Origin of the sequence: Kitasatospora sp. NPDC050543 (assembly GCF_044457565.1) — a bacterium.
Taxonomy (GTDB): Bacteria; Actinomycetota; Actinomycetes; order Streptomycetales; family Streptomycetaceae; genus Kitasatospora.
The window spans coordinates 98,073-117,613 of sequence record NZ_JBITGZ010000006.1 but is presented as its reverse complement, the minus strand read 5'-3'; the positions used below and the strand labels follow the sequence as shown (position 1 = coordinate 117,613).

At 68.5% G+C, this 19,541-nt stretch carries 11 protein-coding genes; 8 read left to right on the top strand and 3 right to left on the bottom strand.

Features of this window, described 5'->3' with window-relative positions:
* Positions 1-515: 515 nt before the first annotated feature.
* The gene (locus ACIBH3_RS09825) at positions 516-1,196 is read right to left on the bottom strand and encodes a TetR/AcrR family transcriptional regulator (RefSeq protein WP_396311407.1); all 681 of its coding nucleotides are present in this window, start codon (positions 1,194-1,196) and stop codon (positions 516-518) included.
* Positions 1,197-1,319: 123 nt separating this feature from the next.
* On the opposite strand from ACIBH3_RS09825, the gene ACIBH3_RS09820 reads away from it, so the two are divergent.
* From ACIBH3_RS09820 to ACIBH3_RS09790, 7 genes are all read left to right on the top strand, one after another.
* Complete coding sequence (locus ACIBH3_RS09820) at positions 1,320-2,351, top strand: medium chain dehydrogenase/reductase family protein (protein WP_396311406.1); 1,032 nt, start codon at positions 1,320-1,322, stop codon at positions 2,349-2,351.
* 58 nt (positions 2,352-2,409) lie between these two features.
* The gene (locus ACIBH3_RS09815) at positions 2,410-2,916 is read left to right on the top strand and encodes a nuclear transport factor 2 family protein (RefSeq protein ID WP_396311405.1); all 507 of its coding nucleotides are present in this window, start codon (positions 2,410-2,412) and stop codon (positions 2,914-2,916) included.
* Between the two features lie 971 nt (positions 2,917-3,887).
* The gene (locus ACIBH3_RS09810) at positions 3,888-4,598 is read left to right on the top strand and encodes a restriction endonuclease (protein WP_396311404.1); all 711 of its coding nucleotides are present in this window, start codon (positions 3,888-3,890) and stop codon (positions 4,596-4,598) included.
* Positions 4,599-4,849: 251 nt separating this feature from the next.
* On the top strand, positions 4,850-5,236 hold the full coding sequence (locus ACIBH3_RS09805; protein ID WP_396311403.1) for a hypothetical protein: 387 nt from the start codon (positions 4,850-4,852) through the stop codon (positions 5,234-5,236).
* A gap of 3 nt (positions 5,237-5,239) precedes the next feature.
* Positions 5,240-9,049 carry an AAA domain-containing protein gene (locus tag ACIBH3_RS09800; RefSeq protein WP_396311402.1) on the top strand — a complete coding sequence of 1,270 codons (3,810 nt, stop codon included), beginning with the start codon at positions 5,240-5,242 and terminating at the stop codon, positions 9,047-9,049.
* Between the two features lie 343 nt (positions 9,050-9,392).
* Positions 9,393-11,453: a GNAT family N-acetyltransferase gene (locus tag ACIBH3_RS09795; protein WP_396311401.1), complete on the top strand. Its 2,061-nt coding sequence runs from the start codon at positions 9,393-9,395 to the stop codon at positions 11,451-11,453.
* 5 nt (positions 11,454-11,458) lie between these two features.
* Entirely contained in the window at positions 11,459-11,929 is a 471-nt protein-coding gene (locus ACIBH3_RS09790) for an ASCH domain-containing protein (RefSeq protein ID WP_396311588.1), read from the top strand.
* Positions 11,930-12,068: 139 nt separating this feature from the next.
* Here the strand turns inward: ACIBH3_RS09790 and ACIBH3_RS09785 are convergent, their stop codons facing one another.
* Positions 12,069-15,896, bottom strand: coding sequence for a DUF4365 domain-containing protein (locus ACIBH3_RS09785; RefSeq protein WP_396311400.1), 3,828 nt, complete (start codon positions 15,894-15,896; stop codon positions 12,069-12,071).
* A 264-nt stretch (positions 15,897-16,160) separates the two neighbouring features.
* Here ACIBH3_RS09785 and ACIBH3_RS09780 point away from each other — a divergent pair, with 264 nt between their 5' ends.
* A complete protein-coding gene (locus ACIBH3_RS09780) occupies positions 16,161-16,625 on the top strand; it encodes a GNAT family N-acetyltransferase (RefSeq protein ID WP_396311399.1) in 465 nt (154 codons plus the stop codon).
* An 80-nt stretch (positions 16,626-16,705) separates the two neighbouring features.
* On the opposite strand, the gene alaS is transcribed toward ACIBH3_RS09780, so the two are convergent.
* On the bottom strand, positions 16,706-19,360 hold the full coding sequence (gene alaS, locus ACIBH3_RS09775) for an alanine--tRNA ligase (RefSeq protein ID WP_396311398.1): 2,655 nt from the start codon (positions 19,358-19,360) through the stop codon (positions 16,706-16,708).
* Positions 19,361-19,541: the final 181 nt, after the last annotated feature.

The following is a 19,541-nucleotide window of genomic DNA, read 5'->3' as shown; positions in this document are numbered from 1 at the left end:
CCGCCCCAACCCACCACACCCGAACCCCCGTTGCCCCCACCGGCACGGCCACCGCAGGCTCTATCGACAGGTCTCCCCGGCATACCTGCACTGCCCACCCCCGGGCCCCTCGACCACCAGAACCCGCCCCTCCACCCAGAACCGCCAGCCGGCCCCGATCAAGGCCGGCCGTTCCAACCGAAACCACTCGACACGCTCGACCAACAGCAACCGCGGCGCAACCGGGCGATCCCCCTCGAAGTCCATCCGCCCATTGTGCCGATCCAGCAAAACGCAAAAGGCCCAGCTCGGGGATCACGCCCCTCAGCTGGGCCTTTACATATGGAGCGGGCGACGAGAATCGGACTCGCGCCGAGCGTCGCATTCACCGAGCTGACGGCTCGACCGCCCTCGACGGTCACGACCAGTCGTAGGTAGCCCATAGAGCGCCTCCCGGGGCGACGAGCCGCAAGCCGGTCCTCCCAGGCGAATGAGGCCGTCTTCCGAAGGCGGCCGCCGTCGGCGCCGGCGTGGTGCTACTTCTCCTCTGCCAGCAGCGCGGCGTCAGCCCCACTGGCCCCGAGCGCTCGCACCTCGTCGATGTAGAGCTCAGCAGGGTCGAATCCCATGCCGGTGAAGTGCCCGGCGAGTTCGAGCGAGAGGACGCCGTGCAGGCGGGTCCAGAAGGTGAGGGCCCGGCGGAGCACCGATGACGGGGCCGGGTGTTCTCCGGCCCAGGCCCGGTTCTCGGCGAGGTGGCTGTCGAGCGGGCGCGGCGTGGCGGGCGGCTGCCCGGCGGCGCAGGCGTCGAGGAGGTGCGCCATGATCTCGGCGGCGATGCGCGTGGTGTCCTCGGGCGCTTCGTACCCGGGCACGGGAGTGCCGTAGACGAGGAAGTACCGCTGGGGATCGTCCAGGGCCCACCGGCGCAGCGCCTGCGCCAGGCCTTCGAGGTCGGTGCCGGCCTCGGTGCGGGCGGCGAAGGTGTCGGCCAGGCTGCGGTAGGCGTCCTTGACGAGCTCGGTGATCAGCTGGTCGCGGTTGGCGAAGTACCGGTAGAGGGCCGGCCCGCTCATGCCCATCTGCTTGGCGATGGCGTTGAGGGACAACGCGGAGGCCCCTGCGGTGGCGATCTGCCCCCAGGCGTGCTGCTTGATCTCCTCCTGCACCTGCGCCCGGTAGCGCCCCCTCGGTGTCCTCGTACCCGGTTCGCCCATGACCCGCCTTCCTCTCTCCAGCCACTGTTAGCTAGAGGCTATCACTATCGCTCTTGACTCTCACATTCCGATAGCGCTATAACTTCTAACGAACACGAAAGCATCTACGAGAAAGAGGCGATCATGAGCACCGAACGTCGCATCGAGGTCGTCCTGCCGGGCATCGTGGCGCCGGAGGGCCTGGAGATCCGCGAGAGCGCCGTTCCGGAGGCGGGCCGGGGGCAGATCGTGGTCGCCATGGAGGCGACCGGCGTCTCGTTCGCCGAGCAGCAGATGCGCCGCGGGCGGTACTACGACCAGCCGGCCTTCCCATTCGTGCCCGGCTACGACCTGGTCGGCCGGGTGCTGGCCACCGGCGCGGGTGTCGACCCGGCCTTGGCCGGGCGGCGGGTGGCCGCGCTGGTGAAGGTCGGCGGGTGGGCCAGCCACGTCGTCGTCGACGCCGACGACGCGGTCCGAGTCCCGGAGAGCCTCACGGCGGCGGAGGCCGAGACCGTCGTGGTCAACGGCATCACGGCCTGGCAGATGCTGCACCGCAAGGCCCGGGTGTGCGCCGGACAGACCGTCCTGGTGCACGGCGCCGGCGGCGGCGTCGGCTCGGTCCTGGTCCAACTCGCCCGCGCGGCGGGCGTGAAGGTGATCGGCACGGCCTCCGCCCGGCACCACGACGCCCTGCGGGACCTGGGCGTCCTCCCGGTCGACTACCGAGCCGGTGACGTGCCCGCCCAGGTCCGCGAACTGGCACCCGGCGGAGTGGACGCCGTCTTCGACCACGTCGGCGGCCGGAGCGTCGTCGACTCCTGGCACCTGCTCGCCCCCGGCGGCACCCTCATCTCCTACGGCAGCGCCTCCACCCGCGACGACTCCGGCTCCAAGCAGTGGCCCGTCCTGAAGATCCTCGCCCGTACCTGGCTCTGGAACACCCTGCCCAACGGACGCCGCGCCCACTTCTACAACATCTGGGCCGGCCGCGCGCTGAACAAGGACCGCTTCCGGGCCCGGCTGCGCGCCGACCTCACCGAGGTCTTCGCCGCCGTCCGCCGCGGCGAGGTCACCGCCCGCATCGCCGCCCAACTGCCGCTCGCCGAGGCCGCCGAGGCCCTGCGCCTGGCCGAGTCGGGCACCGTCTCCGGCAAGGTCGTCCTGACCCCCTGACGCGCGCCCATCTCACGGACCCACCTATAGACCCACCACTACCTGAAGGAGCCCCACCATGAAGTCCAGCCCGCGCCGCACCCTGACCGCACTGATCAGCGCCACGGCCGCCTGCGCCGTACTCGGCGCCACCGCCGCTGCCGCACAGCCCGCCGCACAGAGCCTGCCGAAGGCCGTCGCCGCATGGGCCGCCGCATGGAACGGCGCCGACTCCCAGGCGCTCGGCACCCTGTTCACCGCGGACAGCACCTACACCGACCAGGGCGTGGGCGTCACATTCCACGGCCGCCAGGAGATCGCGGGGTGGAAGGCCCGCACCGACAGCCTCATCGACGACGTCCACGTCACGGTGAAGGCCACCCACCAGGACGGTTCCCACATCACCGTCGAAGCCGTCTACTCCGGCCACCTCAAGGGTGCGCCCAAGCCGTTCGCCGTGCCGATGGCCACCCTCCTCGACCTCGGCGAGCACCACCGGATCGCCTCCGACCAGGACTACTACAGCCTCAACTCCGTCCTCACCCAGTCCGGCCTGCCCGCCGACTGGACCCCGCCCACCCACTGAGCCGACGCTCCCGACCACTCACCGGTTCAGCTCGCCCCCGTCGGGGATCCTCGAAATCCCGGGCGAGCAGCATGATCAGCAGGCAGGCTCGCGGCTGCGGCTCGGGCCGACCCGGCCGACGAGGTGTGCGCTGCCCGTTCGCCCCCCGTTCCCGTGACCAAGCTCCCCCTCTGACCGCGCAGATCGCTCGGGCGAGCAACCCGAGGGGCCGACGGCGACGTTGGTGCGGGACCGGCTGGACGGGCTGTGGCACGACGAGGACGTCGTCGGCTGGCACCCGCGCGACGGCCGCCCCGGGCTTTCGCCCGCAGGAACAAATGCTTCGACGGGACAACGTCCGCATCGACTTCGACCGCCGACAAGTCACCTGCCCCCTGGGGCAGGTGAGCCATGGCATGGATGTGGAACTCACCCGGAAGTTCGAAACAGGCACGCCTGACCAGTTGGGCGCCCGAGGGGCACGACGGCCGAAAGCAGCACACCAACAGCAAAGGCCCAGATCGGGGATCATTTCCCTGACCTGGGCCTTGAGCGTTGGAGCGGGCGACGAGAATCGAACTCGCGCTATAAGCTTGGGAATCTTTGGCCTTTCGAGCCCAAAATGGCCTCTGACCTGCGGCGATACCCGATCAGGTGGGTTCGTGGCGGGCCCGGTTCCGACCACCACTGACCGTCCTTCACCGCCCGTTCTGGCACGGAACTGGCACAGCCTGATCAGGTCGCCCGGTCAGCGCTCGCTCGTGGGCTCATGGACAATGCGCCCGCCACCCTCAGCCTCTCACGCCGAGCGCCTCGTTCACAGATCTGACGGCCAGTTCGCCACCGACGATCACGACCAGTCGTAGGAAGCCCACAGAGCCGCCCCCTGGGCCGAAGAGTCGCGAGCCGGTCCTACCCGGTGACTGAGGCGGTCTTCCCCCGGCCCCTCTCCGTGCCTAACACTGCTGACAGGGATCTTCGGAGGGGGCCGCATGGCCAAGCGAGGCGGACGTCGCTCATCCGCGCGGAGGCGCCGGAACAGCCAGTGGAAGGCAGCCGCCGTTGGCGCCGGTGTACTGCTGCTTCTCCTCGCGGCCTTCTGGTCGCTGATCTGGCCGTACCTCCTCGGCACGGTCGGGATCAGTGGTGTCGGCGCGCTGGGGTGGCGGCTGTGGCGCACTGACCGCCTCCTTCGCAGCGATCGGAAGTGGCGGGCCGAGGAGCTGGTGCGGGCCGGGCACCGGACGCTCGCCGATGTGGACAAGATGACCGGCACCGAGTTCGAGGAGCTGGTAGCCGACCTCTGCCGCCGAGACGGGTGCTCCGAGGTCCAGCGAGTAGGCGGGGCCGGCGACAACGGAGCCGACGTGCTCGGCCGCCTTCCGGACGGACGCAAGATGGTGATCCAGTGCAAGCGCTACGCGCCCACCTCCTCCATCCCGAGCCGCGAAGTCCGGGACCTTCTGGGCGCCAAGCAGCACTTCAAAGCCGACATCGCCATCTTCGTCACCACCACCCGGTTCACCCGCCCCGCCGAGACCTTCGCCCAGGAAAACGGGATCATCGCCATCCACCGCGACCACTTCGGCGTCTGGAACAACGGCGCCACCCTGGAGTCGCTGACCCACGTCAGCGGAGCTGGCCAAGGCGATCCGAGTCATCGTGCTCGGTGGAGGAAGACCTATCAAGCCAACGGTCGGTGAGTCCGGTCAACCCATACCTACCACGGCGTCAGATCTGCTGGTCGGGCCAAGGTGCGGACCGCGTGCCGGAACGCCGCACAAGCTCGTAGCGGCAATGAGCCCAGAGACATGCGCCAGTCACTGGCCAGGAGTTCCACAGATTACCGAATCGGACCCAGCAGATGGACTGCACACCGGTAGGGTACGCATCAAAACGCATTGTCATCAGGCAGATCGAATCAGTAGCCACGAGCCAGTCTCAAGGGGGAGTCATGGCCAGCCCGCTCGGTGCCACACGTCTGACCGTCACCGTCCTGGACGACGATCCGCTGCGGGAGGCGCGCGACCTTCGGTCTCTTCAAGGGGCCCTGACTCGCGACGGTGTGCCCACCGAAACACGGCAGACCCGCATCGGCACGCCTGACTCCGATTCCAAGGGCCCGAGCACCTCCGAGATCCTCTCTCTGATCTTCGAGGGAAGCGGCCTCGGCATCGCTGCCATCCAGCTGTGGCTATCCCGGGTACCCGCACGCCGTCTCCGGATCGAGCGTGCTGATGGCAGCGTCCTCGAAATCGACGGGCGTACCCAGCGCGAAGACGCCGACGTGGTGAAGGCGTTCTGTGCCCCTGACGCGCCGCGCGAGGTCGAGGGCAGCTAGGAGATGCAGGACAACGATCGCCACGCTCTTCTCATCGGCGTCAGCGCCTACGACGCGCCCCACTATCAGGATCTTCCGGCCGTACAAGCCGACCTTCATTACATGCAGGCCGTCCTGGAGCGGACCGACATCGGCATGTTCAACCCGTGCACGATTGCGGCCGAGCCGACCGCCGCACAGATGATGCGTGTCGTCGAGGATTTCCTGTCCGAACGGACCAGCACCGACACCGCCCTGCTGTACTTCACCGGTCACGGTCAGTACTCCGCCGCCGATGGTCAGTTGTACTTCATCACCCAGGACAGCGATCCCGACGACTTGTCCCACACCGCCGTCGCCGCCGAGTTCCTCCACCAGCAGCTTCAGGAATGCCGCGCCACGGCCCGCGTCGTCCTGCTGGACTGCTGTGACAGCGGCGCCGCCGTCCAGTCCTGGTCCGCCAAGGGCACCACCGCCGGCCCGCTCAAGGCTCCCGCCGAAGGCGTGCTACTCAGGCCCTCCGGTGTCTACGTCATCACTGCCTCCCGGGCACGCCAGAGCGCTTCGGCGAAGGCCCCAGAGGGATCAACGCTGGGCACCTCCCGTTTCACGGGCGAGATCGTCGAAGGCTTGCGCTCAGGGCGGATGACCGACAAGAACTGGGTCACCACCGACGACCTCTTCACCTACGTCTCCCAGCAACTGCGCGCTCCCGGTGGCCAGCAGCCCACTCGCTCCATGCTCGCAGCCACCGGCACCCTGCGTCTGGCACGCGGCGTCGCCTCGCCCGTCTCCCTGCCCGGCCACGGAGCGCAGCCCGGGGACACCACGCCGTCGATCCCCGACAAAGCTCTACACAGGGCGGCCGACGAGTCCAGGGGCAGCGCCCGGTGGCCGCAGCTTACCGATTTCTACCTCTCGTGCATGTCCAAGGAAGCGGCCGCCGACTGGCTGCCGACCCGCAGCCAGAGGGACAAGTACGAGATCCTCGGCCGCGGCCGGGAACTCCTGCAGTCCGGCGCCGGGCAGACCATGCCGGCTCCCAGCCGGCTCCCCGGCACCACGCTCGGCAGCGCTGACAGCGACCCCGAAATCTGGTACGGCTACCCCGTCGTCACCTTGCCAGCCACCGGCGGAGCTCGCAGGAAGGGCACCGCGGACAGCACTCGACTCGCGCCCCTGCTCCTCCAGCAGCTCGAACTCACCACCGACGAGCACGGCTCGCGGATTCTACAGTCGGCTGGTGTACCCATCCCGCACCCCGGCGTCCTCGAGGAGTTCCTGGAGACGCACGAGATCACCGAACTCACCAGTTCGTGGCAGCCCGACTGGCAGCACGGCAACACCGCCCAGATGCTCCAGAGTATTCGCCAACTCCTGAAGATCCTCGGCATCGACGAGATACAGCCGCTGGATCCCCTCCTCCTCCAAGGCGACAGCGTCACCGCCGAAGTACGCCCCAGTGCCCATAACTGCGCGCTCCTGCTGACTTCCTCAGGAGCCGACCGTGCGACCGTCGGCCTCGTCGCCAACCTGCGTGAACTCGCCGACCGGTCGAGCGAGATCGAGAACACCGCTCTGGCCGACCTCATCTCCGACCGCCACCGCGACAACCGGCGCCGACGGAAACCCGTGGAGGATCTCAGCAACAGCCCGATCGTCTCCGTCCAGCCTCTCAACGAGCGCCAGGAAGAGATCATCCGTGCGGTCCTCGGAAACGGACTAACTGTCGCAACCGGACCGGCCGGGACGGGCAAGAGCCAGCTGGTCACCGCTCTCGTGGAGACCGCGGCTCACCTCGGTTGGAAGACCGCCGTGGCCTCCACCAACAACAAGGCCGTCGACGAAGTCGAAGGCCGTTGCTCCGCGATCGCTCCCGGGCTGCTCCTGCGGACCGGAAACCCAGACGTCCGCGTCCGCGAAGCAGAAAACCTGGCCCGCCTCCTGCAGGACGCCGAACCCCCGGAGTGCTCGCCAGGCACGGCCAGCGGCGAACTACGCATTGCTCGGGACGCCCTGGCCGCCGCCCGCACCCGCCTCGCAGGCGTCACGGAACACGAAGCCGCGCTGGTGGCCACGGCGACCGAGCGCAACCGAAGGCTGACCGACGCCGGCGCCGAGCACCCCACGCTCTCCAGCGTCTGGGCCGGACAGGACGACCAGCTGCGCCGCTGGGCGCACCGGGCGCGCAAAGCCGCCGACGCCCGTCTGCTGGGACCCTGGCGCAGGCGCCGAACCAGCGCCGCCCTGCTCAAGGCCCTCGATGCAGCCGGCACCACCGCACCCACCCTCGCGGCCCGCGCGACCGACCCTGCCACCGTGTCCGCCACCCTCGCGGCGCTTGCCGACGCCGGCCAAGCCGAGTGGAAGCTGCGCCAGGACCTTCTCCTCCTTCCGCCGGACGCGGCCGCTCAGGCCATGGCCGCTCTCACCCGCGCCGGCGAACAGGCCAGTCTGGCATCAGGGCGCCTGATCCGCTCCACCACCAACGGACGGGTCCGGGCCGCCCGCACGCTCATCCAGGCCAGGCTCAGCGCCTTCCAGCGCGGCCGCGACCTGCGCCGCACCCAACGCGACCTGATGAGCGTCCTCGGCAGCTGGGCCGTGACAACCCACTCCGTCCAACAACTCGACCTGGCACCAGGCCACTTCGACCTTGTCATCATCGACGAGGCCAGCCAGTGCTCCATCCCCGCAGTGATGCCGCTCCTGTTCCGCGCCAAGCGAGCTCTCATCATCGGCGACCCCGCTCAGCTGGGGCACATCAGCAGTCTCACGGTCGGTACTGAACGCGACGCCCGTCGCCATGCCCAGCTCAGTGCATCCTGGCTGGAAGAACGCCGCCTCGGCTACACGACCGCGTCGGCCTTCGACGCGGCCGCCCACGCCTTTGGCGAGCCGATCTTCCTCGACGAGCACTACCGCTGCCACCCTGATATCGCCGAGATTCCCAACCGTGCTTGCTATGCGGGCAGGCTCCGTGTCCTCACCGATGTCCGCAAGCTCGAGCGGCCGGGTGCAGGCCACTCCGCGACGCCGCTGCGCTGGATTGACGTGTCCAACAGCCAGCCCCTGCCCGGCCCCCAGGGGTCCTGGTACAACAGCTCGGAAGTCCGACAGGTCCAGGAGATCGTCAGCGACCTGACAGCCGCCCTCCCACCGCACGCGACAATCGGTGTCATCACGCCCTTCCGGGAGCAGCGCAAACGACTCCAAGCCCAGTTGGACGGCACCCGCGTCGCGATCGGCACGGTCCACCGGTTTCAAGGCGGTGAGTGCGACGTCATCGTCCTGAGCCTGGCCGCCAATGCCACCATGCCACGGCGTACCGTCAACTGGCTAAGCCGAGAAGCCCAGTTGTGGAACGTCGCGATCACTCGCGCCAAGGCCCAGCTCATTACCGTCGGCGACCATGCGTTCTGGTCCGGGCAACCCGGACTTCCCGCCACGCTCGCCCAACAGTCCGCCGAAGACGGGCCCTTCGTGTTGCCGGCACTGACCACGCGCGTGGACCAACTCAGCGATATGCTTCACGCCCACCTGATCAAGGCCGGTCACACGCGCGTTCAGCGAGACGTTCGTCCGGACGGCCATCAATGCGACTTTCTGGTAACCACCAACGAGGGCGACATCGCTCTTCTCATCGACCGAGGACCAGAAGTCGACGAGGACGCTGCCCGCCACCTGCGCCTGCTTCACGCCCAGGCCGCCCTACTTCCCGGGTTGCTCCCCAGCACACCGGGCGGCAGCTGTGACCCGATCATTCGAACGGTACGAATTCCCGCCTGGAAGATCCTCGCAGCAGAGCACGCTGGTGATCTCCTGGGCGACTGATCGTCGGCCGCGACACCAGCCGCCCACGCAAAACTCTTACCTGGAAGAACACCAACCGAGCTCCGTCACTGTCGCTGCCGCCCATGGGGCGGGTGCCGGGGGCGGTGAAGACCAACGCGGACGCCAACGGTGGCACAGGCGTCGAGAAGGCGCTCCAGGAGGGCCAGAGCGCTAGCCCTTGGATGGCCTCCCAGCTGGCGACTTGCGCCATGGCCACTGAAATCCACTGAGGTAGCGAGCCCGGGCTGCTGGCAACTGGCCAGGCAGCGTTGGTTTGAACCGGTTCTCCGTGTCGATATTGCTAGGGCCGATACCACCTGGGTGGCTGGCGGGAGGGGGATCCATGGGGATCAAGGTCGTGCCTGTGTCGGGGGTTCAAAAGGAACTGCTCGCTGCAGCGATCGCGTTGGGTGATCGCTACACCAAGACACTGGGCCTGATGACACCACCGGCCTACGAGAAGATGGCGGACGACGGCGGGCTGCTCGTTGCCGTCGATGGGGACGACGTCATCGGCTACGCGCTGTTCGGGCTCCCGAAGCGGACCCCGCACGTGCGGCTGGCCCATCTCTGCGTTGCCCAGGAGCACCGAGGCAAGGGAATAGCACGCGACCTGGTGGAGGCGATCCGGGCCGGCCACGGGCAGCGGTTCGGGATCAAGGCCAAGTGCCGGCGCGACTACGGGCTCACCGGGATGTGGGAGAGCCTCGGATTCAATCCGCGGGGTGAGGTCAAGGGTCGCAGTCGCCGCGGCGACATTCTGGATGCCTGGTGGCTGGACTTCCGGCACCCGAGCCTCTTTGCCGAGGTGGACAGCGATGCCCTGCTGACCGTCGTGGTGGACCACGGCGTCTTCGCGGATCTGCACGGCAAGGTGCTGTCGCCCGACGCCGCCGAGTCGCAAGCGCTCGCGGCCGACTGGATGGCCGACCTGGTCGAGGTGGCGATCACGCCTCGGATCAATCACGAGGTCCGCGCGATCGAGGACACCGTCGAGCGCCAGCACCAGCGCTCGGCTCTCACCGGGCTGCGGGAGATCACCCCCGATCCCGAGGCCGCCACCACCTGCGGTCGCGATCTGCTGAACGCCGCAGTCGCGGCCTTTCCCGACCTCACCGAACGGTCCGGGCTGGAAGCGCGGCTGCGCTACGTCGCCGAGACCTCGGCCGCCGGACTGCAGGTACTGGCCACCCGCGATCCGCTGCTCACGCAGCTGGCGGATGTGGCCTGGGCAGTCGCCGGGGTCCACGTGGTGGCACCGTCGGTGGTGACACTGCACGTGGACGAGCTGCGACAGGCTCAGGTCTATCGGCCAGCCGGCCTGATGGGCACCGAGTTCCGGATCAACGAGGTCGCGCCGGGTGCAGAGGCAGAGCTGGTGGCCTTCTTCGAACAGACAGGGGGCGACAGCGGCTCAGCCTTCGCCGAGCGCCTGAGGGCCCTGGTGGAGGACTCGCTCAGTTGGCGCCGCGAACTCATCCGCGACGGCAGCGGGCATCCGGTCGCGCTGTACGCCTGGGCGGTCGACGGCCGCACGCTGACCGTCCCGGTTCTGCGCACCGCCACCCATCCGCTGGAGGAGACTCTGGCACGGCAGCTGCTCTTCACCTTGAAGCAGAGCGCTCGCGAATCCGGCGCCCACGTCGTGCGCATCACCGACCCCTTCGTATCAGCCACCGCGCGGGCAGCAGCTAGCGACGACGGCTTCCTCGAGCACTCCGGCGGCCAGGCAACGCTGCTGGTGGACATCTGCGGAACATCGGCAGCGGTCACCAATGCAGCCGCCTTGGCAGCATGGGAGCTGGGCCAAACTGCGGATGTCCTCCCCGCTGAGCTGTCGGCCGAAGTTGCCGGCGTGGCCGAACGGTCCTGGTGGCCGGCGAAGGTCATGGACTCGCAGCTGCCGTCGTTCATCGTGCCGATCGACCCGCGCTGGTCCACGGAGCTGTTCAACGTGCCCGCGATGCTGTTGCCCCGACGCAACGAACTGGGCATCAGCAGGGAGCACGTCTACTACCGCTCCCCCGGCCACCGCGGCGAGAGCGTCCCAGCCCGCCTGCTCTGGTACGTCAGCAAGGGGCTGCCCAACCAGGAAGGGCAGTTGGTGATCGGTTGCTCACGACTGGAGGAAGTGGTGGTCGACACAGCTGAGGCCCTACGCGCGCGATTCGAACACTTGGGCGTATATGGTCAGCGGGAGATCCACGAAATCGCTGACAGATCATCAGGCAAGGCTATGGCCTTGCGGTTCTCGGACACCGAGCTCTTCCCTAAACCGGTGACGTTGCGGCGCTTGACCTCGCTGGCGGAGGGTCTGGGGCTACGGTTGTCCCTGATGTCGCTGACGAAGATCGACAACAGGCTGTTCCAGGCGGTCTACCAGGAAGGGCACCGACGGACGTGAACGAGATGGAACGCGCGCTCCTGCTCTCAGTCCACCCGCGCTTTGCCACCGCGATCCTCGCGGGTAGCAAGACGGTCGAGGTGCGACGCCAGCGAGTCGCCGTTCCTCCCGGAACGCCTGTCGTGCTCTACGCCACCGCGCCTACCATGGCTCTGGTGGGCATGGCCCGCGTCGCTGCCGTCCAAGTCGGCACCCCTCGGGAGGTCTGGTCGGCCAGCCGTTCCCGTACCGGGATTACCCGGCGCGAGTACGACGAGTACATGAGCGGCGCCGCCCAGGCCAGCGGTCTCACGCTGGAGGAACCGGTCACCTTCGAGGAGCCCGTGCCGCTCAGCGCGCTGCGGTCTGCCGGGGCGTTCCACCCGCCGCAGAGCTACCGCTACGTCGCCGGCGACGCCCTACGGCAGATGGCCGAGGCTTCGGCGGCGACAAATACAGCTCTGCTCGGCATGTTGAGCACCCCGGCGCTCGCGTAGATCGTTCGGCTTCGAGCACTGCGGCATCTAACCGGCAGCGGGCTGTTGCGACGCCTTGGCGCGCGCAGTCTTCCCCCAGCTGGCCGTCCGTTCCACCGCCGTTCTGGCACGGGCTGGTCAGTCCCTCGTCAGCTCCCGCTCAGCCCTCCGGCAACTCTGGCAGAGCGGCATCGACGAAGGCGGCTGAGGTCGCCTCCGAGAATCCCCGACTATCCGTCAACTGCCTCAGCAAGACTGATCGGAGCAGGGATCGCAACTCACTCTCCGTGGGCAGCGGCGGCGTTTGCGGCGCCTGCACGGTCAAACTGCGGCGCCGGTTTGCCGCGTGACTGCAGGTGTCGAGCGCGCGGAGGAGAGCTGGCCAGAGCGCGTCGGCCACTTCAGGCCCTACTCCGGCGGCGAGGAGCGTCGCGGCGGCCAGCTGGGCGACGGCTTCGGGTATGTCCTCGGGCGGCTTGAGCGCGGTCAGCCCGAGCACCGCGAACGCGTACCAGTCGCCGAGACGGTCCGGTGCGTTGTCCCACAGCCTCTCAACGACGGTGGCCCACAACGGTTCCGCCGCCCCGGAGGCCCACAGCTGGGGCCGTGCGAACACAATCGCCGCGCACCCGGGCTTCCAGTCGCCGCCCGCCGCTGCCGCCTCGATGAGGTCATCCGAGGACAGGGGCAGGTCCACGACGTAGGACTCCAGCAGGGTGCGGATGTCGAGGTCGTGGCGCTCGGCGGTGAACTCCGGGTAGCCGTTGTGCTCCTTCAGGACGTGCAGTAGGGCGACCGTTCCGAAGGTCGGGATGCCGGCCTGGATGAGGAGCCCGCGGAGGGCTACGTCGTCGCACCACAGGGCGCTTCCGATGGCGAGGGCATGCTGCGCGGCCGAGAGCCACGGCACATCGGCGTCATCCGGGCTGGTGGGAAGACCGAGCAGGTCGCGGATCAGGGCGAGGTCTGTGACGTCCATAGCCTGGAGAGTGGGGATGATCTCGGTGAAGGCGATCGCCTGGCGTGCCAGGTGTTCCTTGTCCTGGTCGGAGTACTCGGACATCGTGAAGCGTCCGTCCCATACCCCGAGTTGGCCAGAGGATCGCAGCATGCCGTCGAGGGCGTAGCGGGTCCTGATGACGTCGTCGTAGACCGCAGTCGTGGTGGGAGTGGCGGTAAAGACCGATCGGAGCTGGTCGAACCGACCAGGTAGGAGCGTGGTGAGCGCAATGGCGCTGACGTCAAGGACGACGGTGCCGTTCAGCGCGCCGAGAGCGGCCCGGACTTCGGCTTCGATGTGTGCGCTGTCGATGCTGGCGGCAGGGATAAGGCCGGCTGCCCGCTGGGAAAAGGTGAGGGCGACGGGGCGCGATGCCGCGTAGGTCCCCATGGAGATGCTGCCGACGCGCACCGCGTCGGCGGCTGCCTGGATCAGCCATTCGCGGGGTCCGAGGTCCTGTTCGACAAACCGTACGAGGTCTTCCGCTGTCCCTGGCATCATCGTGAATGCCCGGCTGTTCGCCGGAGGGTTGGCGAGAAGATCTCGCAGTCTCCTCTCCAGAGCCTCGGGTAGTACCAGGGGCTGCTGCAGACCAGCGTCGCCGGGTTGTGGTCCCTCCTCCGACGGCCCACCAGTCGCGGTGAGTAGGCCGCCCAGGAGAGCGCCAGCCAGCTCTGCGTCGTCGGAGTAGTAGCGTTCGGCCAGGTCGATCGCGGTCTCGGCGAAGGTGATGGTCCACCCGGACCAGCCGACGAGCATCATCCACGATCTTGCGTCGTCCGTGTTGCGGATCTGCGGCGCGAACCGGGCAAGCGTGTCTCGCGCGGATTCGAGATTTCGAGCGTTGAGCTGCGCGCGGATCGCCGCCCACACGAAGGGGAGGGCTGCCTCAGGCAGAGCAGTCGGGTCACTTGCCAGGGCGGTGATGTCTTCGATTCCGACTTCCTCGGCTAGTCCGACGAGCGAGTGGTCTTCCATGTCGGTCCAGTCCGCCCGGTCGTTGGCCCACTGGATAGCCATGCCGCGCAAGTAGCGACGCATGCCCGTCGGTAGGAACGGCCGACTCAGGAGCGTCAGCGCCCGGATCCGTGCCTGTTCCGCCTCGCCAGAACGGTCCCACAGGTCGACCGCAAGGACCCTCAACGAGGCGTCACCGAAGCGGATGCCAGCCCGCTCTGCAACTTCGGCCGCCAGCGCCAGCTGCCCGCCGCGCTCATACATGGTGATCAGTCCGGTGGCGGCCACCACACTGATGTTCTCCCAGGTCCGCAAGCGGCGGATCGCCGCGGCTACCTCTCCGGCCTCGGCCTCAGCGACGGCCCAACGCGTCTGGTACACCGCTTCGGGGATGATGCCCTGCTCGAGGAGTTCATCGAAGTGCGGGACCGGCCAGACACCGAGGCCAGTCAGGGCGAAGGCCGCGGCGCCGAGCTGGTCCTCGTCAGTGGCCCCAGCCGCTGCGGCTTCCCAAGCGGCAATGCGCGCCTCGCGACTGCTGGAGAGATCCGCGTCTGTGGAGAACGCGTCGAGCTGAAGCTTGGCGCCCTCGTCGGTCAGCCCCTGGGCGAGCGCCTCAGCGAGATCGAGTTGGCCTGCTCGGTGGCACAGACGTGCCGCTTCCAGCTGTAGCGGCTGGAAGGTGGTCTCCGGGCCCTGGGCTTCTCCCTCTGGCTCGGCGATCGCGGTGCGGATAGCGGCCATGACGTCGTCGGTCAGAAGCCGGGCCTGCATGAGGACAGCTGCTGCGAAAGCGCTCGGCCCGTGCCAACGCCGATAGTCGGCACGTGCGGCCAGCGCGAGGCGTTGAGCCCGTCCCGCGTCGAAAGACGCCTGGCGTGGTGCGCCGGAGGCGTTGCGGCGTACCAGGTACTGGGCGCATTCGAGCTGTAGGTTCGGCTCGTCCGGGGCGATGCGCAGGGCCTTTTCGAGAGCTTCCTCGCCCTCGTTGTCCCGGCCAGCCGCGAAGTGACAGTGGGCGACAAACCGCAGGACATTCACGTCTCCGACCGCGCTCGGGTCTTGGGCTGCGATCGCCTGTGCCACCGTTTCCGGTAGGTCCCTAAGGTGCCCGCCCTCTGCGTCGAGCAGTGCCCTGGCGATGGATGCCAGCATGACGTAGCCCGCCCGTTCGCCAGCGGCGGCCAAGTCGGGGGCACGATCCGGCGCATGGACGGCGGCGATGATCGCTGCAAGCGCAAGGAGGCGACCGTTGTCCTCTGGGTCGGCAGCGGCAGCGCGCTCGAGTGCATCGACGACCGGTAGCCCCAGCTCATGCGCTGCGGCATAGGCCGCGATCGCCTTCCATGCACCGCGCTCGTGCTCTGGCTCGAGGCCGCTCAACCAGGCTGGTGGTTGCGTCAGGAGCCCGATCACCGCGATGCCGGGGTCCGGCGCTTCCGCAAGCAGTACCGCCAGCGGCAGGGCGTGGCTGGCACCGGCGCGGTGATCAGACAGCAGGCGAGTGCGGCTGTCGCCAGGGAGCTGGTCTGTCGCGGCCTGGAGTGGGTCGGGATCGGTCTGCGGCCGGGCCGGGATGCTCAGCGCAAAGGCGCTGCCGGTGTCGATCTGCTGGTTCGAGGGCACGTAGACCTTGAAGTCCTTGCCCGTGCTGATCAGTGTGCTGCTGTTGACGTGTTGCCAGTGGACGCGTTCGGTCTCGGGGTCGAACAGCATGACGACGACTGGTAGGGAGTGGTTCTGCCAGTAGGCCACGTGGGCAGCATCGCAGCGAAACCACCACCCCCCTTCGGTCGCAGAGGCGAACTGACTCGCCCCGGACTTGATCTGCACCGCAAGTAGACGGCCGGTCGCACCGCCCGTGGTCTTCGCGGTCAGGCTGGCGCCGGTTACTACCTCGAGGTGGGCGTCGATGCCGACGTCACTCGTGTCCTGCTCGCGAAAAAGCCAGCCGAGCTGTGTAGCCACCAGGTAAGCGGCCCTGTTCACGCCGGCCCGGTCGACCAGATGTGTCGCGCGGACGATCGTCAACGTCTCGTCTCCCCTGTCCGTGGCTCTCTCGCGAGAAGGCAGGTATACCGAATCCGTGCCCCTCCACTCAGCGTAGGCGTGAGGACCGACACCAAGGCCGCGCGCTGGCCCGGCTCGTGCTCATAGACGCATGCCTGCCCCCAGCAGGCCGTAGGTCGGCGTTCGGCCGACACTGTTGCTGTGACTCTTCGATCAACTGATCCGGCGGCCCGAGACCGCCCCTTTGACCTCGGCACCGTGCGGCGATTCGCCAAGGGGGACTCGGTGGAGCAGCTGACCCGCTTGCTGCATCGCGCATACGCCGATCACGCCGCCGCTGGGCGGGTGTTCTTTGCCTCGCACCAGTCCGCGCAGGACACGGCCTACCGCCTGGGCAAGGGTGAATGCTGGGTGGCGTTCCAGGGGGACGCGATGGTGGCGACGGTGACGGTGGCGGCTCCTTTCGCGGCCCCGGAGGGGTACCCAGCGCCGGCGGGCGCGGGGTCGTTCTGGCAGCTGGCGGTGGAGCCGTCGCAGCGGGGCACTGGGCTGGGGCAGCGGCTGCTGGCACTCGCAGAGGAGCGGATTGCCGCGTTGGGTTCCGGTCAGGTAGTGATCGACACGTCGTCCCAGGCGAGCGAGCTGGTTGGCTGGTACCTCCGACGTGGCTACGTGCCGGCGGGAACGTGGCGGTGGGACGTCACCAACTACGACAGCGTCGTCCTGGTGAAAGACCTGTTCGCGCGCTGATCGTGGTGGTGGGAGGCATGCTGCGAGCGGCGGCCTCCGCGTGGGGTCGCCGCTCGCAGCATGCTCATGCACGTGGACGGCTACTGGTTGAGGGCGCGGGTCGCTTCCTGGACAGCGATGCTGAGGGCCTCATCGAGGGCTTCGACGCGGCGGCCTCCTGCGTTCGCGACTGATCCCTTGCCGCCTGCTCCACCGCCTACGGCACGGGCGGCAGCGGCGAGGATCTGACTGGCCTCGGCACCGGCGCTGAGCAGACCGGGCGTGATCGCGGCGACGAGCAGGGCCTTGCCGTCGTGTTCGGTCCCGAGGACGACTACGGCGCGGTCGTCGCGGAGGTGGTCTGCTGTGCCGGCGGCGAGGACGCGGAGGTCATCCGCCCCGAGCCCCGTGACCCGCTGCGAGACGATCCGGCCCCCGGGCACCTGGCGGGAGCCCGAGGCGAGCTGTCCCGCACGGTTCCGTAGTTCGGCCTCGCGCAGGCGGACGAGTTCCCGCTGCGTGGTGGCCAGGGCGTCGAGGCGCCTGCGCAGGGCCTCGGGGACATCCTTCGGGCGTGTGCCGAGGAGCGTGGAGACCTCTTCGAGCAACCGGCGCTCGGTGTCGTGGTGGCGGAGGGTGCCGTAGCCGGTGAAGGCTTCGATGCGGCGAAGGTTGGAGCCGACCGAGGACTCGCTGAGCAGGCGGAAGGCACCGACCTGGGAGCCGTGGCCGACGTGGGTTCCGCCACACAGCTCGCGAGAGAAGTCGCCGATGTCGACGATGCGCACCGTGTCGCCGTACTTCTCACCGAACAGGGCGATGGCTCCGGCGGCCTCGGCTTCGACGCGGTCGGCGTGCCAGGCCCGGACGGCGGGGTCGTCGAGTACGTGGCCGTTGACGGCGGCTTCGATCTCGGCGAGCTTGTCGGGGGTGACGGCGGAGAAGTGGGCGAAGTCGAAGCGGAGCCGGTCGGGTTCGACGAGGGAACCCTGCTGGCGGGCGTGGTCGCCAAGGGTGGCGCGGACGACGGCGTGGAGGATGTGGGTGGCGGAGTGGGAGCGCATGAGGCCCTTGCGCCGGTCGGCGTCCACGGCGGCTTCGCCGCTCGCTCCGGTGCGGATCTCGCCTGCGATCACGCGAGCGTTGTGGACGCGGAAGCCTTCCAGGCCGTAGCGGGTGTCGGTGATCCGAAGAAGCGTGCCGTCGGTGGTGCGCAGGGTGCCGGTGTCGCCGATCTGACCGCCGGCCTCGGCGTAGAACGGCGAACGGTCGAGGACGAGTTCGACTTCGGCGCCTTCGGGGGCGCTGGTGGTGACAGCACCGTCGAGGATCAGGCCCAGGATGGTGGCCTCCGCCGCGAGATGGTCGTAGCCGAGGAAGTCGGTGCGGGGCAGCTGGGCGGACAGCTCGCGGTAGGTGTCCTGCTTGCGCAAGGCTTGGGTGGTCTTGGCCTTGCCGCCGGCCTTGGCGCGCTTCTTCTGCTCGTCCAGCAGGGCGGTGAAGCGGTCTTCATCGACTGTCAGCCCGGCGTCGTGGGCTGCCTCGACGGTCAGTTCCAGGGGGAAGCCGAAGGTGTCGGCCAGTTCGAAGGCGGTCTCGCCCAGCAGCGCGGTGGAACGGCTCTCACGGGTACGGGTGATCGCGGCGTTCAGCAGCCGGGTGCCCTGTACGAGGGTACGGGTGAACGACTCCTCCTCAGCGGTGACGACCCGCTCGATGAGGGCGGCCTGGTCGGAGAGTTCGGTCCAGACGTCGCTGAGGTTGGCAATCACGCTGCTGGTGGTCGGCGCGAGGACGTCCTGGTCGATGCCGAGCAGGCGGGCATGGCGGACCGCCCGGCGCATGAGGCGTCGCAGGATGTAGCCGCGTCCGTCCTTGGCGGGCAGGACACCGTCGGCGATGAGGAAGGCGATGGAGCGGGCGTGCTCGGTGACGACCTGGAAGGAGACCTTCTCCTCTCCGGTGCCGGGGTAGTCGCGGCCAGCGAGTTCCTGGACCGTCTTCAGGGTGGGCAGGAGCAGATCGGTGGTGCAGACGTTCTCGACGCCCTGAAGGATCGCGGCGAGCCGGTCGAGGCCGAGGCCGGTGTCGATGCTCTGCTGGGCGAGGTCGCCGAGGATCGGGAAGTTGCCCTTCTTGTCGCCCTCGCCGCGTTGGGACTGCATGAAGACGAGGTTCCAGATCTCCATGAAGCGCTCACCGTCAACGGCGGGGCCGCCTTCGGGGCCGAAGGCGGGGCCTCGGTCGTAGTGGAGTTCGGAGGAGGGCCCGCAGGGGCCGGGGACGCCCATGGACCAGAAGTTGTCGTCCGTGCCCAGGCGTTGGATGCGCTCGGCGGGGACGCCGATCTTGCGCCAGAGCTGCTCGGCCTCGTCGTCGTCCTCGTAGACGGTGACCCAGAGCCGGTCCTTCTCCAAGTTGTAGCCCTGGGTGAGGAGTTCCCAGGCGTAGGCGATGGCGTCGGCCTTGAAGTAGTCGCCGAAGGAGAAGTTGCCGAGCATCTCGAAGAACGTCGCGTGCCGGTTGGTGCGGCCGACGTTGTCGATGTCAGAGGTGCGGGCGCACTTCTGGAGGCTGGTGGCCCGCGGGTTCTCCGGGGTGACCTCGCCCAGGAAGTAGGGCTTGAACTGGTTCATGCCGGCGTTGGTCAGCAGCAGCGTCGGATCGGAGGGGATGAGGGGACTGGACGGGACCTGGTGGTGGCTGCGGTCGGTGAAGTAGTCCAGGAAGGTGGAGCGGATCTGCGTCGAGCGCATGGCGGTATGGCCTCACGGAAGAGTCGTGGAGGGTGGGGGGAGATCACACGCCGAGCCGGGCCGAGAACAGGGACTGAGAAGTTCTCAGTTCTCCAGCTCGACGCAGATAGCTCGCGCCCCCACGGTGTAGACCATGACTCCAGATCCGTTGCTCACTGATGGTGCAGCGCACGTAGCGATC

Coding starts and splice junctions, on each gene's coding strand:
- ACIBH3_RS09825 (WP_396311407.1), bottom strand. CDS start 1,196: ATGGGCGAACCGGGTACGAGGACACCGAGGGGGCGCTACCGGGCGCAG.
- ACIBH3_RS09820 (WP_396311406.1), top strand. CDS start 1,320: ATGAGCACCGAACGTCGCATCGAGGTCGTCCTGCCGGGCATCGTGGCG.
- ACIBH3_RS09815 (WP_396311405.1), top strand. CDS start 2,410: ATGAAGTCCAGCCCGCGCCGCACCCTGACCGCACTGATCAGCGCCACG.
- ACIBH3_RS09810 (WP_396311404.1), top strand. CDS start 3,888: ATGGCCAAGCGAGGCGGACGTCGCTCATCCGCGCGGAGGCGCCGGAAC.
- ACIBH3_RS09805 (WP_396311403.1), top strand. CDS start 4,850: ATGGCCAGCCCGCTCGGTGCCACACGTCTGACCGTCACCGTCCTGGAC.
- ACIBH3_RS09800 (WP_396311402.1), top strand. CDS start 5,240: ATGCAGGACAACGATCGCCACGCTCTTCTCATCGGCGTCAGCGCCTAC.
- ACIBH3_RS09795 (WP_396311401.1), top strand. CDS start 9,393: ATGGGGATCAAGGTCGTGCCTGTGTCGGGGGTTCAAAAGGAACTGCTC.
- ACIBH3_RS09790 (WP_396311588.1), top strand. CDS start 11,459: ATGGAACGCGCGCTCCTGCTCTCAGTCCACCCGCGCTTTGCCACCGCG.
- alaS (WP_396311398.1), bottom strand. CDS start 19,360: ATGCGCTCGACGCAGATCCGCTCCACCTTCCTGGACTACTTCACCGAC.